The sequence below is a fragment of the Haloterrigena salina JCM 13891 genome, from assembly GCF_000337495.1.
Lineage (GTDB): Archaea > Halobacteriota > Halobacteria > Halobacteriales > Natrialbaceae > Haloterrigena > Haloterrigena salina.
Map to the genome: position 1 here is coordinate 1 of NZ_AOIS01000035.1, position 22,676 is coordinate 22,676.

20 protein-coding genes, 1 rRNA gene and 1 pseudogene are annotated in these 22,676 nt (G+C 65.0%); 12 read left to right on the plus strand and 10 right to left on the minus strand.

What is annotated here, in order from left to right; all coding sequences use genetic code 11:
- Positions 1-15: 15 nt before the first annotated feature.
- Positions 16-165: pseudogene (locus tag C477_RS24910) on the plus strand (ABC transporter permease); the annotation flags it as partial.
- A 514-nt stretch (positions 166-679) separates the two neighbouring features.
- Positions 680-1,249 carry a hypothetical protein gene (locus C477_RS09615; protein ID WP_008894284.1) on the plus strand — a complete coding sequence of 190 codons (570 nt, stop codon included), beginning with the start codon at positions 680-682 and terminating at the stop codon, positions 1,247-1,249.
- Positions 1,250-1,538: 289 nt separating this feature from the next.
- Here the strand turns inward: C477_RS09615 and C477_RS09620 are convergent, their stop codons facing one another.
- The gene (locus tag C477_RS09620) at positions 1,539-2,933 is read right to left on the minus strand and encodes a hypothetical protein (RefSeq protein ID WP_239641863.1); all 1,395 of its coding nucleotides are present in this window, start codon (positions 2,931-2,933) and stop codon (positions 1,539-1,541) included.
- A gap of 732 nt (positions 2,934-3,665) precedes the next feature.
- On the opposite strand from C477_RS09620, the gene C477_RS09625 reads away from it, so the two are divergent.
- From C477_RS09625 to C477_RS09640, 4 genes are all read left to right on the plus strand, one after another.
- Positions 3,666-3,869, plus strand: a complete 204-nt coding sequence (locus tag C477_RS09625; protein ID WP_008894286.1) for a DUF7575 domain-containing protein — start codon at positions 3,666-3,668, stop codon at positions 3,867-3,869.
- Positions 3,870-4,013: 144 nt separating this feature from the next.
- Positions 4,014-4,925, plus strand: a complete 912-nt coding sequence (locus C477_RS09630; RefSeq protein ID WP_008894287.1) for a serine/threonine-protein kinase RIO2 — start codon at positions 4,014-4,016, stop codon at positions 4,923-4,925.
- 459 nt (positions 4,926-5,384) lie between these two features.
- Positions 5,385-6,005, plus strand: a complete 621-nt coding sequence (locus tag C477_RS09635; protein WP_008894288.1) for a TetR/AcrR family transcriptional regulator — start codon at positions 5,385-5,387, stop codon at positions 6,003-6,005.
- 179 nt (positions 6,006-6,184) lie between these two features.
- Positions 6,185-7,414 (plus strand): cytochrome P450, encoded by a 1,230-nt coding sequence (locus tag C477_RS09640; RefSeq protein ID WP_049914462.1) that lies wholly within the window; start codon positions 6,185-6,187, stop codon positions 7,412-7,414.
- An 82-nt stretch (positions 7,415-7,496) separates the two neighbouring features.
- Here the strand turns inward: C477_RS09640 and C477_RS09645 are convergent, their stop codons facing one another.
- On the minus strand, positions 7,497-8,267 hold the full coding sequence (locus C477_RS09645) for an SDR family NAD(P)-dependent oxidoreductase (RefSeq protein ID WP_008894290.1): 771 nt from the start codon (positions 8,265-8,267) through the stop codon (positions 7,497-7,499).
- 308 nt (positions 8,268-8,575) lie between these two features.
- Between C477_RS09645 and rrf the strand changes: the two genes are divergently transcribed.
- Positions 8,576-8,697: ribosomal RNA gene (gene rrf / locus C477_RS09650) — 5S ribosomal RNA — on the plus strand.
- A 216-nt stretch (positions 8,698-8,913) separates the two neighbouring features.
- On the opposite strand, the gene C477_RS09655 is transcribed toward rrf, so the two are convergent.
- From C477_RS09655 to C477_RS09665, 3 genes are all read right to left on the minus strand, one after another.
- The gene (locus C477_RS09655) at positions 8,914-10,044 is read right to left on the minus strand and encodes a FecCD family ABC transporter permease (RefSeq protein WP_008894291.1); all 1,131 of its coding nucleotides are present in this window, start codon (positions 10,042-10,044) and stop codon (positions 8,914-8,916) included.
- Between the two features lie 7 nt (positions 10,045-10,051).
- Positions 10,052-11,194 carry an ABC transporter substrate-binding protein gene (locus tag C477_RS09660; protein WP_049914463.1) on the minus strand — a complete coding sequence of 381 codons (1,143 nt, stop codon included), beginning with the start codon at positions 11,192-11,194 and terminating at the stop codon, positions 10,052-10,054.
- A 288-nt stretch (positions 11,195-11,482) separates the two neighbouring features.
- Positions 11,483-12,361 carry a helix-turn-helix transcriptional regulator gene (locus tag C477_RS09665; RefSeq protein ID WP_008894293.1) on the minus strand — a complete coding sequence of 293 codons (879 nt, stop codon included), beginning with the start codon at positions 12,359-12,361 and terminating at the stop codon, positions 11,483-11,485.
- A gap of 255 nt (positions 12,362-12,616) precedes the next feature.
- Here C477_RS09665 and C477_RS09670 point away from each other — a divergent pair, with 255 nt between their 5' ends.
- Positions 12,617-13,150: a hypothetical protein gene (locus C477_RS09670; RefSeq protein WP_008894294.1), complete on the plus strand. Its 534-nt coding sequence runs from the start codon at positions 12,617-12,619 to the stop codon at positions 13,148-13,150.
- A 207-nt stretch (positions 13,151-13,357) separates the two neighbouring features.
- Positions 13,358-13,948: a 50S ribosomal protein L15e gene (locus C477_RS09675; RefSeq protein WP_008894295.1), complete on the plus strand. Its 591-nt coding sequence runs from the start codon at positions 13,358-13,360 to the stop codon at positions 13,946-13,948.
- Positions 13,949-14,059: 111 nt separating this feature from the next.
- Here C477_RS09675 and C477_RS09680 read toward each other — a convergent pair whose 3' ends face one another.
- Entirely contained in the window at positions 14,060-15,589 is a 1,530-nt protein-coding gene (locus C477_RS09680; protein ID WP_008894296.1) for a S8 family peptidase, read from the minus strand.
- A 248-nt stretch (positions 15,590-15,837) separates the two neighbouring features.
- On the opposite strand from C477_RS09680, the gene pdhA reads away from it, so the two are divergent.
- Together pdhA and C477_RS09690 are read left to right on the plus strand one after the other, a co-directional pair.
- Positions 15,838-17,949 carry a pyruvate dehydrogenase (acetyl-transferring) E1 component subunit alpha gene (pdhA, locus tag C477_RS09685; protein ID WP_008894297.1) on the plus strand — a complete coding sequence of 704 codons (2,112 nt, stop codon included), beginning with the start codon at positions 15,838-15,840 and terminating at the stop codon, positions 17,947-17,949.
- Positions 17,950-18,023: 74 nt separating this feature from the next.
- Positions 18,024-18,458, plus strand: a complete 435-nt coding sequence (locus C477_RS09690; RefSeq protein ID WP_008894298.1) for a universal stress protein — start codon at positions 18,024-18,026, stop codon at positions 18,456-18,458.
- A 107-nt stretch (positions 18,459-18,565) separates the two neighbouring features.
- Here C477_RS09690 and glmS read toward each other — a convergent pair whose 3' ends face one another.
- From glmS to C477_RS09705, 3 genes are all read right to left on the minus strand, one after another.
- Positions 18,566-19,015, minus strand: a complete 450-nt coding sequence (glmS, locus tag C477_RS09695; RefSeq protein ID WP_008894299.1) for a methylaspartate mutase subunit S — start codon at positions 19,013-19,015, stop codon at positions 18,566-18,568.
- A gap of 190 nt (positions 19,016-19,205) precedes the next feature.
- The gene (locus tag C477_RS09700) at positions 19,206-19,916 is read right to left on the minus strand and encodes a phosphoribosyltransferase family protein (RefSeq protein WP_008894300.1); all 711 of its coding nucleotides are present in this window, start codon (positions 19,914-19,916) and stop codon (positions 19,206-19,208) included.
- A 109-nt stretch (positions 19,917-20,025) separates the two neighbouring features.
- A complete protein-coding gene (locus C477_RS09705) occupies positions 20,026-20,745 on the minus strand; it encodes a helix-turn-helix domain-containing protein (protein ID WP_008894301.1) in 720 nt (239 codons plus the stop codon).
- A gap of 178 nt (positions 20,746-20,923) precedes the next feature.
- Between C477_RS09705 and C477_RS09710 the strand changes: the two genes are divergently transcribed.
- The gene (locus C477_RS09710; protein WP_008894302.1) at positions 20,924-21,544 is read left to right on the plus strand and encodes a methyltransferase family protein; all 621 of its coding nucleotides are present in this window, start codon (positions 20,924-20,926) and stop codon (positions 21,542-21,544) included.
- Positions 21,545-21,550: 6 nt separating this feature from the next.
- Here C477_RS09710 and thrS read toward each other — a convergent pair.
- Positions 21,551-22,676, minus strand: a 1,126-nt coding sequence (gene thrS / locus C477_RS09715) for a threonine--tRNA ligase (protein ID WP_008894303.1), incomplete at its 5' end; no start/stop codon positions are given.

Below are 22,676 nucleotides of genomic sequence, written 5' to 3' on the forward strand. Positions count from 1 at the left end.
TGTGTATAAGAGACAGCGCCCGGCGTCGGCTACGAGATCATCAACGCCTCGAACAACCTCGCGCTGGACACCAGTATCGCGTACATGTTCCTCATCAGTATCGTCTACGTCGGCATGGACGTCGCGTTCCGTGCGGTCGAACGGAGAGTTCTCGCGTGGCAGTAACCCATCCTGAACGGGAACTTCAGGAGCTACTCGTTCGACGAAAATTTTCGGTCCAAGCGTCTCCTGTTCGGTGGTGCGCTCGTATTAACAGATCGTCGACGACGAACCGATGGCTCCGTCGATTCGGAATCGGTAATCGCGACGTCAGGTTCTAATTACGGACAGTACGCTGTTATGCAATGTATTATATTCTATTTTCACCAGGTGTAGGAATATATTTTCATATCATAATTAATAAATGTAGAATGGGGGGATAAAATTCAATATCGGTAGAAAAGACATACTGAAAGGAATCGGCGCGACCGGTAGCATCGGTGCCATCGGGATCGGAACCGTTCAGGCGCGAACCGACGACGAGTCGGTCTCGGAACGAGAAGTCGCCGAAATCCTCCGGAAAGCGGTATCCCGTACCGCCCTCGAGACCGCCGGTCTCGATCAACCCAATCCGACGGAAGCGAGGCGAGTTACCGTCTCCAGTCCGGGACACGTCACGGAAGAGTGGATCACCCTTCCGGTGGGCGATGACGAAACGTTTAGCTACAATCCCGAAAAGGAAATCGCCGAGATCGAGCGCAATTCGAACTCGCTCGTGCGTGCGACGGCCCACGACGGCGACGTGATCGTCGAGGACCTCCTGCTGGGTGAGGCCGTCACCGAGGACGCCATCGAAACGCTGGAGTCGAGCGACCAGTTCGAGCAGGCGCTCAACAATGCCGGTGTCGTCGAGGTCGAGCTCGAGGACGCGGCCGCCGACTTCGATCGCGAATCCGGGACTACTCGAGCGTTCGTTCCCGTGACGAACGCAGGCGGTTCCGAGTCGGCGTTGTTCGTCGAGATCGCCCCGGACGATAGCCTGGAGGCCGTCTACGGGCTTCCCGCTGGCACGAGTGGTGTAGGGCTCGCAGACTCCGACGGGATCGAATGCTGGATCGGCTGCCTCGGGTTCGGTCTCACCTGCGCGAACGTGTGTTCGCCGTGTGCCTCCGTACCGACGGCTCCTACGTGTGCACCGTGTGCCGTCTGCGTCGGTGCCACCGCTGCGGCGGCGTGTGCACGTGAGTGTGGCATTCCCGAGTTCTGGTAGCCGGTAGACATCGACCGGAGCAAACCCTCGCGACGGCGCCGGACGCGTGACCACCGTTGAATCAGTGTCGACTCGACTGTGCTAACGTGTGCAACCGGAGGTACCCGTCCGGTGTCTCGAGTACCGTCCCCGCTGCGAACCGCACGCTCGCCGCCCGAGCGAGATGTCCTCGAGAAGCGATCGGCCACAACAGCAATCGCGGGTCGATCAACGACTCGGCAGCGTCGTTTGTGGGTTCTCCGTCGCCGCTTCGTTCGTATCGCTCGGTACGGATCGAACGCCGGGCACGTCACAGTCGATACGTCCGGAACCGTCGAACCGCCGTTCGGAAGGCGATTCTCGAAACGCCGGCAGCGACGAGTACCGTCAGTAGAAGTGAGCCGAGTCGAACGGCACCCATCGATAGTCCGGTCGCTCCCGCGGCTTCGTACACTGGCGGTGCGTTTCCGAGGACCGCTGGTAGGGTAACGAGCGAGACGATTGCGAAGACGGCACCGAGTCGGACGAACGACACCGATCCCGTTTGCGCGTACACCGGAACGTCAGTGAAGAAAAACGGAACGGGGACGAATTCGTCTCGATCGGCGTCCATTCCGGTCGCGACACAGACCGCGGCAGTACACGCGCAGACGGCTACGCCAACCAGTACGACTCCGACCGTCTCCGCGATGCCGGCAGCGCTCGCCAGTCCCAGCGGAAGTACGACCATCGTGACGAGCGGCAGTCCGATTCCGAGCGCGGACAGAAACAGACCACCGACGAACTGTCGCCCGTCGACCGTCGTAAGCAGCAGCGGGAGAGTGCGATACTCGACGCCGATCGGATCGACACTGGGAACGATACCGGCCGCGAGGCCGAGGCACATTCCGATCAGCAACAGCAGCGGCAGTCCAGCGATACTGAACACCGGAAGCAGGATCACGGCCGCGAACAGGAAGACGTATCCCGTCGATAGAACGCCGCGCGGGACGCGCCGCTCCGTGAGCCATCGCGCCCGCGCGACCGTGAGCGTAGGCCGCGAAACGTGATCGGTGAGCCACCGTCCCAGTCGCCCCTCAGCGAGCAGTGACTTCGAACCGCAAGCGGCGGTTTTGTCGACCGGTTCCGTTTCCCATATTCGTCGGGCCAGCGCAGCCGTCTCGCCCGCGAACAGCGGTACCCCGACGAGTACGGTTCCGAGCGCACTCAGTCCGTGCCACGGATCGACCGTCGCCGGGTCGTTCGCGCCCAGAAGCGCGAGGTCGACGAACCACGCTACCGGTAGGCCGTCGAGCCACGCGAACGGAACGAGGACGGACACCGAGAGCTCTCGAAGTACGAGTACGGCGACGAGTAGCGGGATCCACCCGAAGACGACGAGTAGATCCCGATAGCGGCCGCCCTGAACGAGTCGCCGTCCGACGAACAGGATGGCGAGCCGCCCTGTGGCGCCGAGCGTGACTGCGAGCGTTACCAGTCCCGTCACCGCAACGACGATCGTGACGGCTACCGTCGGGGATCGGAGCCCGAGCGCCAGTCCGACTGCGACGCCGATCGTCGGCGCGGCGAGTGCAGCGAACGCTCGAGCAGTGACGAACAGGAGGAGACCAACGGCGGCGACCCTCGTCGAAACACCGGTGAGGAGAAATTCCGGCTCGAGTCGTTCGAACCGCGTTCGGATCAACACTGCGCTTCGCCAGATCACGACACCGAACACGACGGTGGCGACGACCCACAGGTCGTCGACCCATGCGACCGCTCCCGAAGCAAGATCGCGCCCGAACGAGTACGCGATCCAGCAGAGACAGACAGCGAGAACGGATAACGTGACGTGATACCCGCATCGTGTGATTTCGGAACTATTGGAGTCGCGGCGGTGGCGCGTCCACTCGATACGAGCGATCAATCCGCTGTGTCGGAGGCACGCTGGGACGTTCATCTCGGAAATCACTCACTATCGCGCGACAGGGACGTTTCGAACTCGAGGCGAGAACGGCCGAAATCGTTCTCGGGGTGCTTCGTATCGGTTGCCGGTCGACGACGAGCGGCGTCGCTACGCCGAAGGTTCACATCAGTTCGCAACCGAAATTCTCGCCCGGAGCAGTAAATTTATTTCGGAAAGGAAGGGTTCGTATTGATGTCTGGCCGTGGTTCGAGCGCAGGCCGACGAAATCGGGGACCAGTCGCGTTCGACGACCGTAGGTCGTCCGGAACGGTCGAGTCGATTCCCATCGGATCGTCTCGGGAGGAAAGTGAGACCCGCTCGTCGCTTCGCTTCTCGTCTCCGCGCTGTTCGCCGATCCGGCAGTGAGCGAGGAACCCACGACCGGAACGCCGACCCGCGAGTCGCTGGTCGCCGTCGCACTGATGCTGGTCGTCGTGGGACTCAAATCCTCGACGCGTACTTGCTCGCTCGCATGGACACACGAGCGCGGCCGTGAGCACGTACGGCGTTCCCGACGAGGTCGACGTGATCGCCTGCCATCACTGCGGCGAGTCCTTCAACCCGGACCTCGAGTTCTGTCACTGGTGCACGCGACCCGTCGTGGACGGGGGCGTGACCGCGTCGCGGACCGACGACTGGAGCCGCCCGTTCGAGATCGAGTACGTTAATTCTATATCGCAATATGTAGTTTACTAAGTCGAGGTATCCACGCAGTTACTGCCACGCGCCACACGAGCGGCATCGAGCCTGCGCATCCGTTTCCATCGCGGATACCGCAGCCACTGTACCCAGCCGCCCCACGTCACGACGTTTTTACGTACTCACCGGCTATCCCGGGCTATGGTGCGGAACGTCGCCGGGGAACTCCCGGAGCTCGAGGACGAGGATTTCTATCTCCTCTCGGGGGTCGAACAAGGGATGCGCTTCTCGGAGTGGGTCCAGCGGGAGAAGCTCCCGAAGTTCGCCAGCCTGACCGAAGAGGAGGTCGACTACCGCCTCGAGCGCTGTCTGAAACGCGGGTTGATCGAGAAGAAGACGATTCAGTACGAGGGGTACACCCTCCAGTTCGAGGGGTACGACACGCTCGCCCTGCGCGCGCTCGTCGAACGCGATACCATCGGCGAGTTCGGCTCGCCGCTCGGCGTCGGCAAGGAGAGCGACGTCTACGAGGTGCGCTCATACAAGCCCCTGGCCCTGAAGTACCACCGCGAGGGGTACACGAACTTCCGGGAGGTCCACAAGGAACGCGACTACACCTCGGAGAACGACCACGTCTCGTGGATGTACACCGCCCGGAAGGCCGCCGAGCGGGAGCACGATATCTTAGAAGAGCTCTACCCGGACGTCTCGGTCCCTCAGCCGATCGACCAAAATCGCCACGCCATCGTCATGGAGAAGATGGACGGCGTCGAACTCTCGCGGACGCGACTCGAGGCCGATCAGGTGCTGGGGGTCCTCGATCTGCTCGTCTCCGAGATCGCCAACGCGCACGCGAACGGGTACGTCCACGCGGACATGAGCGAGTACAACGTCTTCGTCAACGAGGAGGGCGTGAAGATCTTCGACTGGCCCCAGGCCGTGCCGACCGACCACGAGAACGCCGGCGAGTTCCTTCGCCGGGATCTGACGAACATCGTGGGCTACTTCCGCCGGAAGTACCCCCAGCACGTCCCCGACGACATTGACAGCGACGACCTCGCCGACTCGATCGAGGACGAGTCGTTCGAGACGATCACCGAGTTCGTCGCCTGACGGTCCGTCGACTCCTCGCGGCGTCCGTGCGCGAACTCCGCCTCCGTTTTGGTTCTCGAGTCCCGTTCGATCGCGCAGAGCGATCCGTCTCGAGCGGTCTCGAGACGCGGTGTCATTTGGAATCGAGGTACGCGATTCTCGTTTCGCCGTTGCTTCACCTTTAACGACCAGTATCGGGTAGCCCAGTAGCCGATACGTAGATTTCGGTCGTTGGGTAGGACGACCTGACTCGAGTCAAATACGACGTTCTCGAGGTCGACAAACCATATAACGATATACGAAAGCCGTTATTTCACGATCGCTGACGTCGATCGCTCCGGCGGTCCTTCGGAGTTCGGCGACCGAGACAACCGAAGTTCTCTCGTCGACGGTCGCTCAACTCGGTTCGTACCGCTCGGAAGCGGGCGTCGCGACGGTCGACTAGATATCGGCTTATGAGGGGATTCCCTACGTACGAGTATGAGCGGTCAGCCCGAAACCGAACAACGAATCAGAGAGGCCGCGTTTCGCGCGCTCGTCAAACACGGGTACGCGGACCTCTCGATCAAGGATATCGGCGACGAACTGGGCCAGAACCCGTCGCTGATCTACCACTACTTCGATAGCAAAGACGAGTTGTTACTGTCGATGCTCGACGTCTTCGTCGAGATATTCCTCGGCCAGCGGGCCGAGGAACCGATCACCGACGCGGAGACGGAGCTTCGGCGGTTCGTCGGCCAAATCCTGCACCCGGAACCGGCACAAGTCGAAGCGGTGATGTCCGCTCCGCCGTCCGATATCGAGACGGCGATCGCGCGGGTTTTCGTCGAACTGTGGGCGCACGCGACGTGGGACGACGATTTCCGCAGTAAAACGACGGCGGTGGAGGACGGGCTCCGAGACGCGGTCGCGCATATCATCCGCGCCGGTATCGAACGCGAGCAGTTCCGACCGGTCGATCCCGAACAGACCGCGGATCACCTCCTCTTCCTCCTCAAACAGGGGATCCACACGCAGACGACGACGGATCGCGCTGACGCCGTCGATCAGGTGCAAACGATCGTCGATGAGATTCTCGCCGATATCTCCCGCGAGAGCTAGCGAGCGACCAGTTCCGATCGCGTCTGGGTCGCATTCGGTCGCTACGTCGACTCGAGTCCCTTCGATTCGTCCCGAATCCGTCTCCGCGAAAGCGATGGTTCTTCCGCGTATCAGATCGAATTCCACAGCCGGAGTACGCCACCAAAAGAGCTATGACTGATTAATTAGTCAATTAAACCATGCAGTCCCCCGATTCAGTCGTCGGCGTGGGCCGGTCACCGAACGCGATCCGAAGCCGCGAGGGGCAACTCTCGCCGTTCGAGTGGTACGCTGAAATGCGAGCGGAGAGTCCGGTCCACTTCGACGAGCAGCGAGAGACGTGGGACGTATTCCGGTACGAAGACGTCGAGCGTGTGCTCAAAGACCACGGTACGTTCACGGCGAACCGCGCGTTCGACCTCGAGAAGTCCTCGAACGACGGTGATAGCGACGGTGACGCGGACCTTCCGATGTTGCAGACGATGATCTCGACCGACCCGCCGGAACAGACTCGACTCCGCGGGGTCGTCGACGAACGATTTCAGCCCGGGGCCATCCGGGAGTATCAGCCGCGAGTGGAGGCGGTGACGGAGGAGTTGTTGGACGACCTCGAGGGCGAGGACGAGTTCGACTTCGTCGACGAGTTCGCGACTCCGCTTCCCGTTATCGTGATCGCCGAACTGCTGGGGATCCCCGCCGAACGCCGCGAGGAGTTCAAAGCCTGGTCGGACGCGCTCGTCGCGCGACCCGAAGACGACACTGAGGCGGAACTGGAACGGGTGCAACGGGAACAGGAGCGGGCCCAGCGGGAGATGGGCGGCTACTTCGCGACGCTGCTCGAAGAGCGCGACGGCGGCAGTGGGGACGATCTGATCACGCTCGCGGCGAACGCGGAGGAGCTGACCAGGGGCGAGCAGATCGGGTTCTGTATGCTGTTGCTCCTCGCGGGCAACATCACGACGACGAATCTCCTCACCAACGCGATCTGGTCCGTCGAGGAGGCGAAGGTGACGGACGCGATCCGAACCGGAGCGGTCGACCGCCAACGGGCCATCGAGGAGGTGCTCCGATACCGGTCGCCGATCCAATCGCTGAAGCGGATCGCCGTGGAGGACGTCGAGCTAAACGGGCGACGGATCGAAACCGGTGACGTCGTCACGCTCTGGCTGGGCGCCGCGAACCGCGATCCGGACGTCTTCGACGCGCCCGAGGAGTTCCGGCCCGAACGGCATCCGAACCGCCACATGGCGTTCGGGACGGGGGTTCACTTCTGTCTTGGCGCCCACCTCGCGCGGATGGAAGCCGACGTCGCCCTGGGGCAACTGCTCGAGCGCTTCGAACGATTGGACACAGATCTATCGGATCTCCAGCCGTTGAACGGCCTCTACGGTCTCGAGTCGCTCCCTTGCGACGTAAGTAGAACCGCGTAACTCGGACTGCGGCACCGATACGGCTGAACACTCGGGTATCGGCGCGCTGACTTTTCCGAATCGTGACGATGAGGGTGAGCGGTCAGTCCGCGGCCTGCCCGCCGTCGACCGGGAGCGTGTGCCCGGTGATGTAGGAAGCGTCGTCGGAACAGAGGAACGCGACCGCGCCGGCCATCTCCTCCGGTTCCGCGATGCGGTCCATCGGAACGTCGATCATCGCCGACGTGTCGAACTCCACGCTCGAGGGGTCGCCGTCTCCCGACATCCCGGACTGGATGTTCGTGTTCGTCGGTCCCGGGGCGATGGCGTTGACCCGCACGCCCCGCGTTGCGTACTCGAGCGCGACCGTCTTCGTGAGTCCGACGACGCCGTGTTTACTGGCGGAATAGCTGGCGAGACCGCCCATCCCGACGAGCCCGGACTCGGAGGCCGTGTTGACGATCGCTCCGCCGCCGCGTTCCGCCATGACGGGAAGCTCGGCCCTCAGACACGTCCAAATTCCCTTCAGGTTGACCTCGAGGAGCGCGTCCCAGTCGTCGGCGCCGGTGTCGGCGACGTCCGCGAATCCCGTGAGAATTCCCGCGTTGTTGTGCGCGAAATCGAGGCTCCCGTACGCGTCGAGCGCGACGTCGACCATTCGCTCGACCGACTCGAGGTCGGAGACGTCGACGCCGACGAACGTCGCGTTACTGCCGGCGTCCTCGATCAGATCGACCGTTTCGCGACCGGTCTCCGCGTCGATGTCCGCGACGACGACGTTCGCCCCCTCGTCGGCGAACCGCTTCGCCGACGCGCGCCCGATTCCGGATCCCCCGCCCGTTACCACGGCCGTCTTCCCGTCTAATCCGTTCATGAGTAGTCCTCGTCGCTAATTAATTGTTCAATTAATATAGTCCTTCGCTTCGGACGTCCAGTCGCGGCTCCGCCATCGGTTCGATCTCGAGCAGCGACCGCCGAGAAGACGGCTAAAGAGGACGATGCCGGACGAGCAGGAACCGAGCACCGCCGAGTTCGCGTCCTCCCGTGCCGCTCGAGGAGTCCGGGAACGAACCGAGTCGGCGTTCGACGGAAAGATCAGAAGTGTTAAACCGACGTACCCCTGATATCGGGGTGAACACACCGGCGCAGGCGTTACCGCGGTTCGATTCCGCGGGTCGGCGTTGAGGCGGCCACAGCGGCGGGGAACCACCCGTACCCATCCCGAACACGGACGTTAAGCCCGCCTGCGTCCCGGCGAGTACTGGAGTGCGCGAGCCTCTGGGAGACCCGGTTCGCTGCCTCGCTCTTCATACATCATTTCCACCCGACGAGCAACGGCTTTCAGGTCGTTCCTCGTTTCGGGTTGTTACTCGTCGGCAGTTCGGTACTCGGACGACCGTCCGTCGCTCGAGCCGACTGCATCCTTCCCTGTCGGTCCGTCTCGAGCGACGGGCGTTCGAACTGCGACGTGGTCCGCGACTCGAGGCCAGTGAATCGACCGTGGCCTCAAGGGCGAGACCCTAGATCTCGCCCATGTTCTCCTGTTTGCGCATCAGGTAGAGGAAGTACGGCCCGCCGACGAGTCCGGTGATGATCCCGACCGGCAACTGGACGGGGTTCAGAGCGAGCCGGGCGCCGACGTCGGCGCCGACCAGTAGCGCGGGACCGACGAACAGACAGCCCACGAGGAGCCGCTTCGTGTCGCCGCCGACGAGGTTCCGAACCATGTGCGGGACGATCAGCCCGACGAAGCCGACGAGCCCGGCGACGGCGATCGCGGCCGCGGTCGATAGGATCGCGATGCCGGCGACGGCGAATCGAACGCGCTCGACGGACATCCCGAGCGATCGGGCGGTCTTCTCGCCGAGCAGCAAGACGTTGAGTTGGCGCGTGACGGCCAGCGCCAGCACGATCGTGAGGATCGTAAACGGCAGCGCGATGCGGACCTGCTCCCAGTCGGTCCCGAGCAGCGATCCGGAGAGCCACGTCTGGGCCGCCATCGCGACTCCCAGATCGTCGATGAAGAAGAACAGGGCTCGCTGGAGCGACCCGAACACGCTCCCGACGATGACGCCGGCGAGGACGAGTCGAATCGGGCTCGTCCCGTTCTTCCACGCGATGGCGTAGACCAGTAAGAAGGCGAAGGCGCCGCCGGCGGCCGCCAGCAGCGGGAGCCACCCCATCATGCCGGAGAACATCGTCAGAGTAAGCAGGACGGCGAGCCCGGCGCCGTCGCTCACCCCCAGAATGTAAGGGCTGGCGAGCTCGTTCCGAGTGACGATCTGGAAGATCGCGCCGGCGAGCGCGAGGTTCGCGCCGACCAGCACGCCCACGATGACCCGCGGGAGGCGAATGTTCCAGACGACGTGTTGCCGGGTCGTGAGCCAGTCGGGCAACTCGGCGCCGAGGAGGAACGCCCGCCAGAGGTCGAGGTTGAACAGCAGCCCCGGATTGAACACGGTGCGCCACGCCTCGCCCAGGGTCAGCGGATACGCGCCGAAACTCACCTGCAACACCGTCGCCGCGAGCAACACGACGAGACTCCCGGCGATCACCGACAGCAGCCGAGCGTCGACCCACTCGAGATAGTTGCCGGTGGCGTCGGTGTCGCCACTCGAGTCGTCGACGACGGTCGAAGAAGCGCCTGCCATCGGTCAGTTAGACGTCCCCGTTGATGATGTCGGCGAGGTCTCCGCGGTCGAAGAGTCGCTCGTCCTCGGGGACGTCGCCGACCGCGCCCGGCCACTCGCCGAACTCGTCGGGGTAGACCTGCTTCGCCAGCGCCTCCGTCGAGTAGAGGTCGACGATCGGCCCCATGTACTGGCCGCCGGTCCGGACGACGTTGCCGTTCCGTACGGCGCTCAGGCTCCGCCCGTTCGAATCCTCCTCGAACGGTTCGATGACCGTGTCGACGAACTCCTCGTGGGAGAGCGAGGTGAGGCTGCCGACGGCGCCGATGTAGTCGGGATCGACGTCGAGCAGCTCCTCGTAGCCGATCGGGCCGTCGGGGATCCGGCCCTCGAAGGCGTCTTTCAGTCCGAGTTCCCGGTAGGTTCGGGTGTTGTTCGCTTGCGCGTTGACCTCGGCGATACGGAACTCGCCAGAGTCGGGGTTGACGCCGCGCCAGATCGCGGCGACGCTGGGTCGTTCCTCCTCGGGGGGCAGCCGCGACTGAATCTCGCCGATAAAGTCCTCGTAGAACGACTCCCAGGCCTCGAACTGCTCCTGACGCTGGAAGATCTCCGCGCCCTTCTCGAAGGCGCCGTAGAGGTCGTAGGGCGGTTCCTCCCCGCTGGTCAGTGCATCGGATTCGAACCGGATGGTCGTCCCGAGGAACGGACCGGTCGCGTCCTCGATCTCCTGGATGTCCTCCTCGCTCCAGTTGGCGAAGAACTGCAGCGCCTGCGGGTCGATGAGGTGGACGTCGACGTCCGCGTCGTAGAAGTTCTCCTTGTCGTACCCTTCCTCGGCCTCGCCGGCGAGTATCGTGACCGCGTCCTGATCGAGGGAGACGTCCGGAAGGACGTCGTAGTACTTCAGCGGCGCGCGGTCGAAGCTCGCGACGGCGTCAGGCTGCTTTCCCAGCGCCATCCCGATGTCCATCCAGACGCTCGGAATCACGGCGTACGACTCGGGGACCGATTCGAACGTGTGGCTACCGACCGGTTCGACGGTCACCGTGTACGATTCCCCGTCGCTCTCCGGGTCGTCCTCGTCGGTGTTCGGATTTCCGGTACAGCCTGCGGCAGTCGCTGCGAGAAGACCCGCCCCGCTGGCGAGCACCGTCCGTCTTCGTGGCATAGTTTTAGGCAGACCTAAGAACATCTTAGTGATTCCGTCTGTTCACCGTTACAGGATGTGTTATCTGTAACACGGCGTGCACACACATCAGTAATACGATAGGATTGGTTGCAAATCCGGCATCATACGGTCGATTCGCTACCGGCGTCATCGATACAGCCGATGATCTTGTCATCCAGGTGTCTCGAGAAACCGGTCTGTGGAGCAAACGGAGTCAAAATCAATCGCGACGCCGACGAGTCGCGGAGTTGGATGGGGGACGGGTGGCGCGATCGGTTCGCTGTCGGACTACGCCGTCGAATTGAGCGGGTCGGTATCGCCTCGCCGTCGCTCAAGTGCCGTCGCCGCGGCGCGCTTTTCGCGGAACAAGTCCTGCGCCCAGTCGACGACCGCGGGATGTGTACACCGAAGTACGTCGAAGCCGCCGTTGTCCGGGGTCACGGCGGAGAGAAAGACCGTCTCGTCGACGAGGTCGACGTTACAGGGGACCGTCTCGTCGAGGCTGTAGTAGATCGACTCGTCCGTCCGGTGCTCGATCTCTCGCCAGCGGTCGACGAGTTCCGGGTTCTCGAGCGCGACGGCGCTCGCGTTCCGATCGAAGACGACCTCGACGTCCGGCCGGTCGCCGGCGGCCAGCGTCTCGCCGTAGGTGTACATCGGGAGACTCGTAAAGGAGTCGACGACGGCCCGGACGGTCGAGGCTCGGCCGACGGCGTCGGCCACGACGCGCATCCCGGCCAGCGGGTCGGCGCTGTCGGCGGCGACGAGGTCGGCCTCCGCGAGACACCGAAGGTCGAAGTCGAACCACTCGGTCGGCAGGGAGTCGACGACGTCGGGATACTGCTGTCCGACGGCGATCGTCTCGAGGAGGCGGTCGAACTGTTCGTAGATGTCCCGGCCCGTGTTCGTGATCGCGTAGCCGCCGTCGGCGTGGTCCCGTTCGACCCAGCCGCGATCGTTCAGATCCCCCAGAATCCGGCTCAGCGTCACCCGAGTGACGTCGGTCCCCGCCATCAACTCCTCGCGCGTGCGTCGGTCGTCTGCGAGCAACTCGAGGACGCGAACGCGGTGCTCCGACCGTGCGAGAAACGCCGCGCTCTCGATGGCGTCGCTCGTCGCGTTCGTCCCCCCACCTGACGGTCTGTCCGTCGATACGTTCTTGCTCATTGTCGGCACCTGTTACCATCCTCTTGTTTAGGCCTACCTAAAAGCTGTCGCCTAGTGAGACGATCGAGCCATCCCTGTTCCGACATATCTATCGGATGGGACGGATCCAGAATACCGGCCGTACAGCGCCGTCGCAGCCACAGCCGAATTCGACCGGGTTTCCGGTGACATGGTGGCGACTGATTTGGTTATCAGACCCTCGTACAACCCAATCAATGGTTGGTTTGATTACACTCGCGTCCGTACCCGTTATATATGGGTGAGAATAACTCCCACGACCTCGACGGAGTCGGCGTCTGGGGTGGCGGCTTTACCGGCGGACTGGTCGGCGGCATCGCCATGGGGCTGGTCCTCCACCTCGGCGCGGGCCAGATCGAACTGCTCGGCGCGCTGATCGCCGGTCCCGAAACGGCGGTCGGCGTCGGCTGGACGGTCCACATGATCTTGAGCGTCCTGTTCGGGCTGACGTTCGCCGCCCTCGCCTCGCGGCGAACGGTCCAGGATCTGGTGGACTCGTTTAGCGACTACCTCGTCGTCGGACTGGTGTTCGGGGCCCTCCTCGGCCTCTTCGCCGGCGGGTTCCTGTTCCCGCTGGCGATGCAGCAGGCGGGCGTCGCGGCGTTGCCGCTGCCGTTCCTCCCCGTTCCGGGCGTCGCGGGGGAACTGGTCAGCGCGCTCCTGTTCGCGATCGGCCACCTGGTCTACGGACTGGTCCTCGGTGCCGTGTTCGCGACGGTCAACGGCGTCGTTCCCGGCGGCGTCAGCGAGCGCGTCCCGCTCGAACGGTGATCGATCCCCGAACCCACCTCGTTTTTCGACGCGGCGTGGCCGCGCAGTTCGAAGCCCTTATACTCGAGAGTTGGGAAGAGAGAGTAGACTCGCTGGGTCGCGGGCGCCAGCGGGCACCTGTACGGCACCGCCGCCACAGGTCGGGATGTGATCCGCGGGGACGGGCCCCGGCCAGGATTGAACCAGGAAACGCCCGCGGTGATACACATGGCAGAAAGCTTCTACTCCCACATCAAGGACGCATGGAAGGACCCCGACGACGGCAAACTCGGGGAACTGCAGTGGCAGCGAAAGCAGGAATGGCGGAAACAGGGCGCAATCGAGCGCATCGATCGCCCGACCCGTCTGGACAAGGCGCGCGAACTCGGCTACAAGGCCAAGCAGGGCATTATCGTGGTCCGCGTGTCGGTCCGCAAGGGGACGGCCCGGAAGGAACGCTTCACGGCCGGCCGACGCTCGAAGCGCCAGGGTGTCAACCGCATCGGGCGGCGTAAGAACATCCAGCGTATCGGCGAGGAGCGCGTCTCCCGGAAGTACCCCAACCTGCGGGTGCTCAACAGCTACTGGGTCGGCGAAGACGGCAGCCAGAAGTGGTTCGAAGCGATCCTCGTGGATCCGAACCACCCGGCGATCGAGAACGACGACGACCTCAACTGGATCTGCGACGACGACCACACGAACCGCGCGTTCCGTGGTCTCACCAACGCCGGCAAGTCCAACCGCGGCCTCAACAACCGCGGCAAGGGCGCCGAGAAGGTCCGTCCGTCCAACAACGGCGGACAGGGTCGCGCGAAGTAACGACTGGCCGGTTTCGACGATCCGAACCCCGATTTTTCTGCGACTACCCTCGAGAGCGACGGCCACGTGAATCGGCGAGCGACTACGTCTCCGCCTATCGACACCGCCGTCTCACTGCTGAGTGTCGCTCGACGCGACGTCTATTTCGCCGACCGCCGCGAACTCGCCCGCCTCGGCGCGTTCGACGGCCGCCTGAACGTCCACGTACCCCGCGCCGACGGACTCCGCAGTATACGATTCGTGTCGCCGCTCGTCGGCGGTCGCCTCGAGCGTCGCGAGCACGTCCATCGGGGCGGGCGCTTCGCCGTTGCGCTCGATGGCGGCGTCGTAGACTAAGGCCGCACAACCGGCGGTGACGGGACAGGACATGCTGGTCCCGGACGCGAGCCCGTAGTAGCGTTCGCCGTCCGGTTGGAGCACGTTAATGAGGTCGAACCGCTCGAGCGTACTCATTACGGCCTCGCCTTTGGCGGCGACGCCGTTGCGGTAGATCCCCAGCGGACCGTCGATCTCGTCAGCGGGGACGCCGTCGTGGAACGCGGCGAGGTTCTCGTAGGCCGCCGCGCGGTCGTAATTGTCCTCGTCGTACGAGCCGTCCTGCGGGCGACCGCGCGACGAGAAGTCCGCGACCGCTCCCTCGGTGTCGGTCGCTCCGACCCCCAGAACGTGCGGCGCCTTCGCGTACTGGTTCAGCGTTCCCGTATCGGGACCGTCGTTACCCGCCGCGAAGACCGAGAGGATCCCCTCTTCGTGTGCGTGCCACGTCGCGACGTTGAGGGGATCGTCGGGGAGGAAAGGACGACCGACCCGTCCCGAGCCGTACGAGTTCGAAACGATCTGAATATCGTGATCGCCCGCCCGCTGTCGGCGGATCAGATCGTCGTACGCGGCGACGGTGAACGCGATCGCCGGACCCGCGCTCGTCGAGTACATCGTCAGATCGACGTCGGGCGCCATTCCCGCGTACTCGCCGTCGCTCTCCGACCCGGTCCCGCCGATGCTTCCAGCACAGTGGGTACCGTGGCCGTTTAGGTCCGTATCGATGGTGTCGACGTCGTGCCACCAGAGGGGTTCGTCTTGAATTCCCGGAATGCCTACGTACTGATAGTTCGCCTTGAGGTTCGGCTGCAGATCGGGGTGTCCGCCGCCGATCCCCGAATCGATGACCGCGACGTGGACGTTCTCGCCGGTGTAGGGCATCTCGAGACCCGAACCGGCCTGCACAGCGTCGGCGTTCGTGTCCTCGCGGGCGTCGTCGTTGTGTAACTCCAGTTCGTAGTTCGAGGAGACGTACCGCACTGGCTCCCAGTCGGCGACGGTCTCGACCAGCGACCCCGGGAGTTTGGCGTAGCCGACGGGGAGGGCGTCGAAGCCGATCGCGAACTCGACGTCGAGTTCCTCGAGTCGGACGACGTGCTCGGTGTCCTCGAAGACGATCACGACCTCCTGGAGGGCGTCGCGCTCGGGATCGAGCGCGTCGTCGACGAGAGCGCCGCCGGCCTCGAATACGCCCTCGCGCCTCGCCGACGGACTCGCCGTCGAAGGCCGCGCCGGTTCCGGAGAACGCGACCGAACCGGCGATACCGGTGCCGACGCTCTTGAGTACCGTCCGCCGAGTCGATCGCTCCGTGGAATTTTCATCAGTCATTGTCTTTCACGAATGCCTGAAGCAATTATTACCAGAGTAATATAATAGGTAATAAAAAGGTGTTGAGAATCCAATCTTACGGGAGCTACGAGCACGTCGATGAGTCGACGGCGTTGATGTCGGTTCGGACGGTCCGAGAGCGTGTCCGGCGATCGGCGCGGAGCGCGGTGGCCGCCTCGAGCGCCCCAAAGCGTGCGATAGCCGACTCGAGCACTAAGTGGCCGTCTCTCGTACCGTCGGTATGCCACGATCGACGGTCGCCGACTTCTCGATCGACCGCGTCGAGATCCTCGATCAGGACGGCCGCGTCGACGAGTCGCTGGAACCGGACCTCCCGGACGAGCGGTTGCGCGAGTGGTATCGGACGATGAAGCTGTCCCGGCGCCTCGATGAGCGGACGATCGCCCTCCAGCGCCGGGGCGAACTGGGAACCTTCGCGCCGGCGACGGGCCAGGAGGCCGCACAGGTCGGCAGCACCGCCGCGCTGGCCGACGACGACTGGACGGTGCCGGCCTTCCGCGAGCACCCCTCGGCGCTGGCCCGCGGGCTCTCACCTCAGGGGATCTTCGAGTACGCGATGGGACTCGAGGAGGGCGGCGGACCGCCCGACGACGTGCCGATCATGCCGCCGGCCATCGCGGTGGGGTCCCAGCCGCTCCACGCCGCGGGGATCGGCTGGGCGCAGGCGATGAACGACAGCGACCGGGTCGCGCTGACCTACTTCGGCGACGGCGCGACCAGCGAGGGCGAGGTCTACGAGGCGATGAACCTGGCGGGGGTCTACGAGGCCCAGACGATCTTCTGCTGCCAGAACAACCAGTACGCCATCTCGACGCCGCTGGAGAAACAGACGCGGGCCGCGACGCTCGCCCAGAAGGCCGTCGCCGCGGGCATCGAACCGATTCAGGTCGACGGCAACGACGTGCTCGGCGTCTACGCGGTCACGAAGGAGGCCAGGGAGCGCGCCCTGCGGGGCGTCCCGACGCTGATCGAGGCGACGACCTACCGCCGGGAGATGCACACCACCGCGGACGATCCCTCCGTCTACCGCACCACCGAGGAAGAGGAGGAGTGGGAGCCGCTGGACCCGATACTGCGGTTCGAACAGTACCTCCGCGACCGGGGAGTGCTGGACGACGATGCCGTCTCGACGATCGAGGACGAGATCGAGACGGAACTCGAGGAGGCCCTCGAGGCGGCTCGCGAGACCAAAGCGAACACCGATCCGGTCGACATGTTCGACACCGCCTACGCGGAGCTCCCCGACTACCTCGAGCGCCAGCGGGAGGCGTTCACCGGCGGCGCCGACGGCGAGATCGCGCCGCCTCGAGCGGCGGAGGGGGCCCGCGGCGACGGCGGGACGGCGACCGACTCGGGCGTCACGGAGGGGGTCGAACGGCTGAACATGGTCGAGGCGATCCGCGAGACCCTCAACGCGGAACTGGACCGCGACGAGGACGTGGTCGTCTACGGGCAGGACGTCGGCGTCGACGGCGGCGTCTTCCGAGCGACGCAGGGACTGCTCGACGCGTTCCCCGACCGCGTCCACGACGCGCCGGTCGCGGAGGCGGGCATCGTCGGATTAGGCGTCGGCCTCGCGGCCGCGGGCCACCGACCCGTCGCGGAGATCCAGTTCGCCGGCTTCACCTTCCAGGCGTTCGACCAGATCCACCAGCACGTCTCGCGCCTGCGCAGTCGCTCGCGCGGGAAGCTCACCTGCCCCATGGTGATCCGCGCGCCGTACGGGCTGGGCGTGAAGGCCCTGGAGCACCACTCCGAGAGCTACGAGGCCGGCTACGCACACATTCCCGGTCTCAAGACCGTGATTCCCTCGACCGCGCGGGACGCCGCCGGACTGCTTCGGTCGGCGATCCGCAGTCCCGATCCCGTCCTGTTCTTCGAACCGATGCCGCTGTACCGGGCGGCTCGGCGGCCCGTGCCCGCCGATCACGTGACCCCGCTCGGCGAGGCCCGCGTCGTCGAGGAGGGCACCGACGTCACCGTCGTCGCCTGGGGCGCGATGGTCCGGGAGGTCGAAGGCGCCCTCGAGGAGAGCGAGGCGTCGGCCGACGTGATCGACCTGCGGACGATCAGCCCGATGGACACCGAGACGGTCCGCGAGTCGGTCCGGAAGACCGGCCGGTGCGTCGTCGTCCACGAGGCGCCGCGCTCGGGCGGGTTCGGCGCCGAGGTCGCGGCCCGCATCTCCGACGAGGCCGTCTGGCACCTCGAGGCGCCGATCGAGCGCGTCGCCGGCTACGACGTCCCGGTGCCGCTGCCGGGACGGGAGGAGGCGTACCGGCCCGACCAGGAGCGCATTCGGGGGGCGATCGAACGCGTCACGTCGCCGTAGGCGCCGGGTTTGCCCCGTCGATGACAGGCACCGTCGGCCCGACGTTTATTTCGAGGGCCAACGTAGTATCACTCATGGCAACACACGTTCTCGTTCCCGTCGACGACTCGAACCAGTCGACCGAAGCCCTCGAGTTCGCCTGCGAGGAGTATCCCGAGGCCCGCATCACGGCGCTGCACGTCCTCGATCCCGGCGACTTCTACGCCGCGACCGGTATCGAAGGCGGCGCCGTGGCGAACTACGAGGAACTCCAGGACCACCACCAGGACCGGGCGGAGGCGATCCTCGAGGCGGCGCGCGAACAGGCCGCCGACCACGGTGTCGAGATCGAGACGGACCACGTCGTCGGCGGAATCTCGCGATCGATCGTCGACTACGCCGCCGAACACGACGTCGACCACATCGCGATCGGGAGCCACGGCCGCACGGGCGCGAGCCGGATCCTGCTGGGCAGCGTCGCCGAAAAGGTGGCTCGCCGCTCGCCCGTTCCGGTGACGATCGTCCGCTGAGCGGTCGAGGGGTCGGCGACTCGAGTCCTGATATCTCAGCGTGAGCGACCGCAACAGCGGTCGCTCCGTAGCGTAGCGACAGCGAAAACGGCGTCCGGCGGATCGGTTCAAGCGGAGACAGTCTGGCTCTCCCGCTCGGACTCCGCGGAGCGCATATCCAGGTCGGCCCGCAGCGCCTCGATCGCGTCCTCGGGGTCGGTCTCGGAGTCGAAGACGCGGTCGAACCCGAGTTCGCGGAAGAACGCGCGGGTCTCCTCGAAGTCGTCCTGACCGACGGCGAGGTTGCCGCCGATGTAGGTCGTGACGTCCTCGAGGTCGGCGTCGGCGAGTTCGCCGTGGAAGCCCTGACAGTCCTGTTTGGCGTGACCGTAGAGCGAGGAGACGAGTACCGCCGCGGCGTCGTGTTCGGTCGCGGCGTCGACGAACTCCGTCTGGGAGGTCTGGACCCCGAGGTTGACGACGTCGAACCCCGCGGCCTCGAACGCTTGCTCCAGGATGGTGATCCCGACGACGTGGGCATCGGAGCCGATCACGCCGAGGATGACTGTCTTCGTCATGGTCGTACCACCACAAACTGGCGGGAGCACAATAAACCTAATGATTAATCATGTGGCAATGGTTCGCACGGTTTCCCCGGCGGGAGACTCATCGGTCGACGACGCCCGAACGGACCGCAGTCAGCGATGAACGCACAGGACGCGGCCAGCGACCGACGGATGGAGCGACTCGAGATTGCTGTACGACCGCTCAGACCGTCGTGAGGGCGTCGACGGGCGCGTCGGTGTGGTTCCGAGCCCGTTGGATGCCGTCCTCGCCGGCCGCGATGAGCGCGAAGACGCCGGCGACGTCGGCGTCGGCGGTGTCGACGATGTCCAAGAGGAGTTCCTGGGTCTCGCCCGACCGGATGAGGTCGTCGACGACCAGTACCGACTCGCCGGCGTCGATGGCCGACTCGGGCAGGTAGTAGGTGAGTTCGATCCCCGACTGGAGGCGCTCGCGGGCCTCGATGAACTCCTCGACGGCGGTCTCCTTGCTCTTCTTCGCGTAGGCACAGCGCGTCCCGTAGTAGCTCGCGAGCGAGGCGGCGAGCGTGATCCCGTCGGTCGCCGCGGTGAGGACGACGTCGGGTCGATCGAAGTCGAACGCGTTGGCCACGACGGGCGCAACGAGGTCGAGAAACGACTGGTCGAAGACCGCTGCGCTGTTGTCGACGTAGCCCTCGTCGTCGACCCGGATGCGGGCCTCGAGTTCGCCGGCCAGCGCCTCGCGTCCGAGGTCCTCGACGACCTCGCGTGCGCGCTCGGTTCCCGGCAGCACGTGTCCGTTGACGTACCGATTGAGGTCGCCCGCCGGCAATCCCGTCGTCTCGGCGAGTTCGTCGTAGGTCCGGGTCTCCTTCAGCATCCGCAACACGTCGACGGCCCGTAACTGCAGGGCTGCCTTCTCGGCTCTGTTCATATGGGATATGCACGATTCTGCAAGTATGGGGGTTTCGATCGGATTCCGCGTCGAGATAGCCACGTCCGTGATCAGCGGCCGCAAATCGGCCGAACGGGCCAGGTCACTGCTATCTCCCCGCATCGAGGGCGGTCGCGTTCATCTCGTCTTCGAAGAGACCTCGCCCGCGCTGTCGAACGAGTCGCTGCATCACCCGCGCCTGCGCCTTTTGGAGGAGCGTTCCGGCCGTGCTCGCGGCACAGTTCAGCCGCTCGGCGACGGCCTCGAGTCCCGCCTCGCGCGGAACCGCGTAGTAGCCGACCTCGACCGCGGCCGCGACAGCCTCGAGCTGGCGCTCGGTGAGCCCACCGGTCAGCGGCGCGTGCCGGCGGTCGTACTCACCGATCGCGCGGACGGTGACATCGATCTCGTCGGGGAGCCCCTCGAGCATCGCCTGCAGGTCCTCGCCGGCGCCGACGACGGTCATGTAGAACGCGGCCTCGGAATCGTAGATCACGGGCGGGACGATAACGAGGTCGAGCGCAGCGAACGATCGCCGCCAGCGCACGTCTTCCTCGCGGGTCTCCTGGCAGATGTAGACGTAGAACGAGTCGTCGTCGATCGGCGTCAGGTCGTACCAGCGGACCGAGTCGACGGCCTCGATCGCCGCCTCGTACGCCTCGCGGTCGGCCTCGGCGTAGAACAGTTCGTACTCGCGGTCGCCCTCGGGGCCGAGGATGTTCCACGTACGTAGTTCCTCGTAGCGGACGGCGTCCTCCTCGCGGATGAACCGCTGCATCGGGTGGAGCATCCGGTCGGGCTGTCGGAGCCGGACGTCGAGGTACTTCATCGGCGGTGGGTTCACGACAGCACCGGACTACACATAAATCCCCTAGTGTGTCCGTGAGAAGCGACAGTGCGACCGCCGGCCGACGTGAAGATATGACGATCGATCAAGTACAGCTGTCGACAGTCGATCCAGTGCGGGTGCAGACGCTCGAGCCGTCGACGGCGGCGGTGATACACCGATGACCGACGCGCTGACGAGTGCCGTCTTCGTCGGGGGCGTCGGCCTCGCACTGGCGAACCTCACGGGAATCGTCGCCAGCGCGTTAGGGCTGGTCTCGTACTGGCCGCCGGGCGAACGAGACCGGACCTACTACGTCCACTGGGGGATCTCGCACTCGCTCAACGTCGTCGTGCTCGCGCTCACGTACCTCAGCTGGAACAGTCTCGGCCTTCCCCGCGGCCCGTCGCTGGCCGCGGGCGCCGCGCTGTTCGTCGTCGGCTACGCCGTCGCCATCGCGGCCGGACTGGACCTCGGCGTCGAGGAGACGAAGGGTCTCGCCGGCGAGTTGCACACCGGCGGCTGGTACCGCTACTCGAGAAACCCCCAGTACGTCGGCTACGTCGTCGCGACGGTCGGCTTCGCGCTGCTGGCGAACTCCGGGCTGGTCGCCGTCGTCTGCGCGATCTACCTCGGCTGGTGGCTCTCGCTCCCGTTCGCCGAGGAACCGTGGCTGCGCGAGCGGTACGGCGAAGAGTACGAGCGCTACACCGAGCGCGTGCCGCGATTCGTGGGGAGACGGACCGTTCGCGCACTCGTCGGGAATCAGGCAGACGAAACGGCGGTCAGCGACGGCGGGTGACCGCGATCAGTCCTGCAGGAAGTCCGGCTGCGTGCGCTGCTCCTCGATTTCGCCCTCGAGGTGCTGTTTGAAGTCCTCGATCTCGACGTCGTACTCCTGGTCCTCGAAGCGGTCCCGAACCGAGATGTTGCCGTCCTCCTCCTCGTTGTCGCCGACGATGATCTGGTAGGGGACCCGATCGTCGTGGGCTGCGCGGATCTTCCGCTCGAGCGTGGAGTCGCGGCCGTCGACCTCGACGCGGAAGTCGTCGAACTCGTTGGCGACCCGGTGGGCGTAGCCGAGGTTGTCGTCCGAGATGGGCAGCACGCGGACCTGTTCGGGCGCGAGCCACAGCGGGAAGCGGCCCTCGTAGTGCTCGATGAGCATCATGAAGAACCGCTCGTAGCTGCCGTAGAGCGCGCGGTGGATCATGACCGGGCGATGTTCCTCGTTGTCCTCGCCGACGTAGTTGAGGTCGAACCGCTCGGGCATGTTGAAGTCGAGTTGGACCGTGGGGCCGTCCCACGAGCGGCCGATGGCGTCCTCGAACGCGAAGTCGATCTTCGGTCCATAGAATGCGCCGTCGCCCTCCTCGACCTCGTAGTCGTGGGCGCGGTTCTCGAGGACGTTCTCGAGTTGCTCCTCCGCGCGGTCCCAGATCTCGTCGGAGCCGACCGACTTCTCGGGGCGCGTCGCGAGCGCCATCTCGTACTCTAAGTCGAACGTCTCGAGGACGTCGGTGATCATGTCCATGATCTCCTCGACCTCCTGTCTGATCTGGTCGGGCCGGATGAACAGGTGGCCGTCGTCGATCGTGAAGGCCCAGACCCGCGAGAGGCCCGACAGCTCGCCGCGTTGCTCCTTGCGGTAGACCTTCCCGTTCTCGGCGTAGCGGATGGGGAGGTCGCGGTAGCTCCAGGACTGGTCCTGGAAGATGGCGGCGTGGCCGGGACAGTTCATCGGTTTCAGGCCGAACTCGTCGTCGCCGACGTCGAAGATGAACATGTCGTCCTGGTAGTTCTCGTAGTGGCCAGAGCGGTGCCAGAGGTCCGTCTTGAAGACGTGGGGCGTCTCGACGTAGTCGTAGCCCGCGTCCGTGTTGAGGTCCTCGACGAAGTCCTCGAGTTCCTTCAGGACGGTCTTCCCCGGCGGG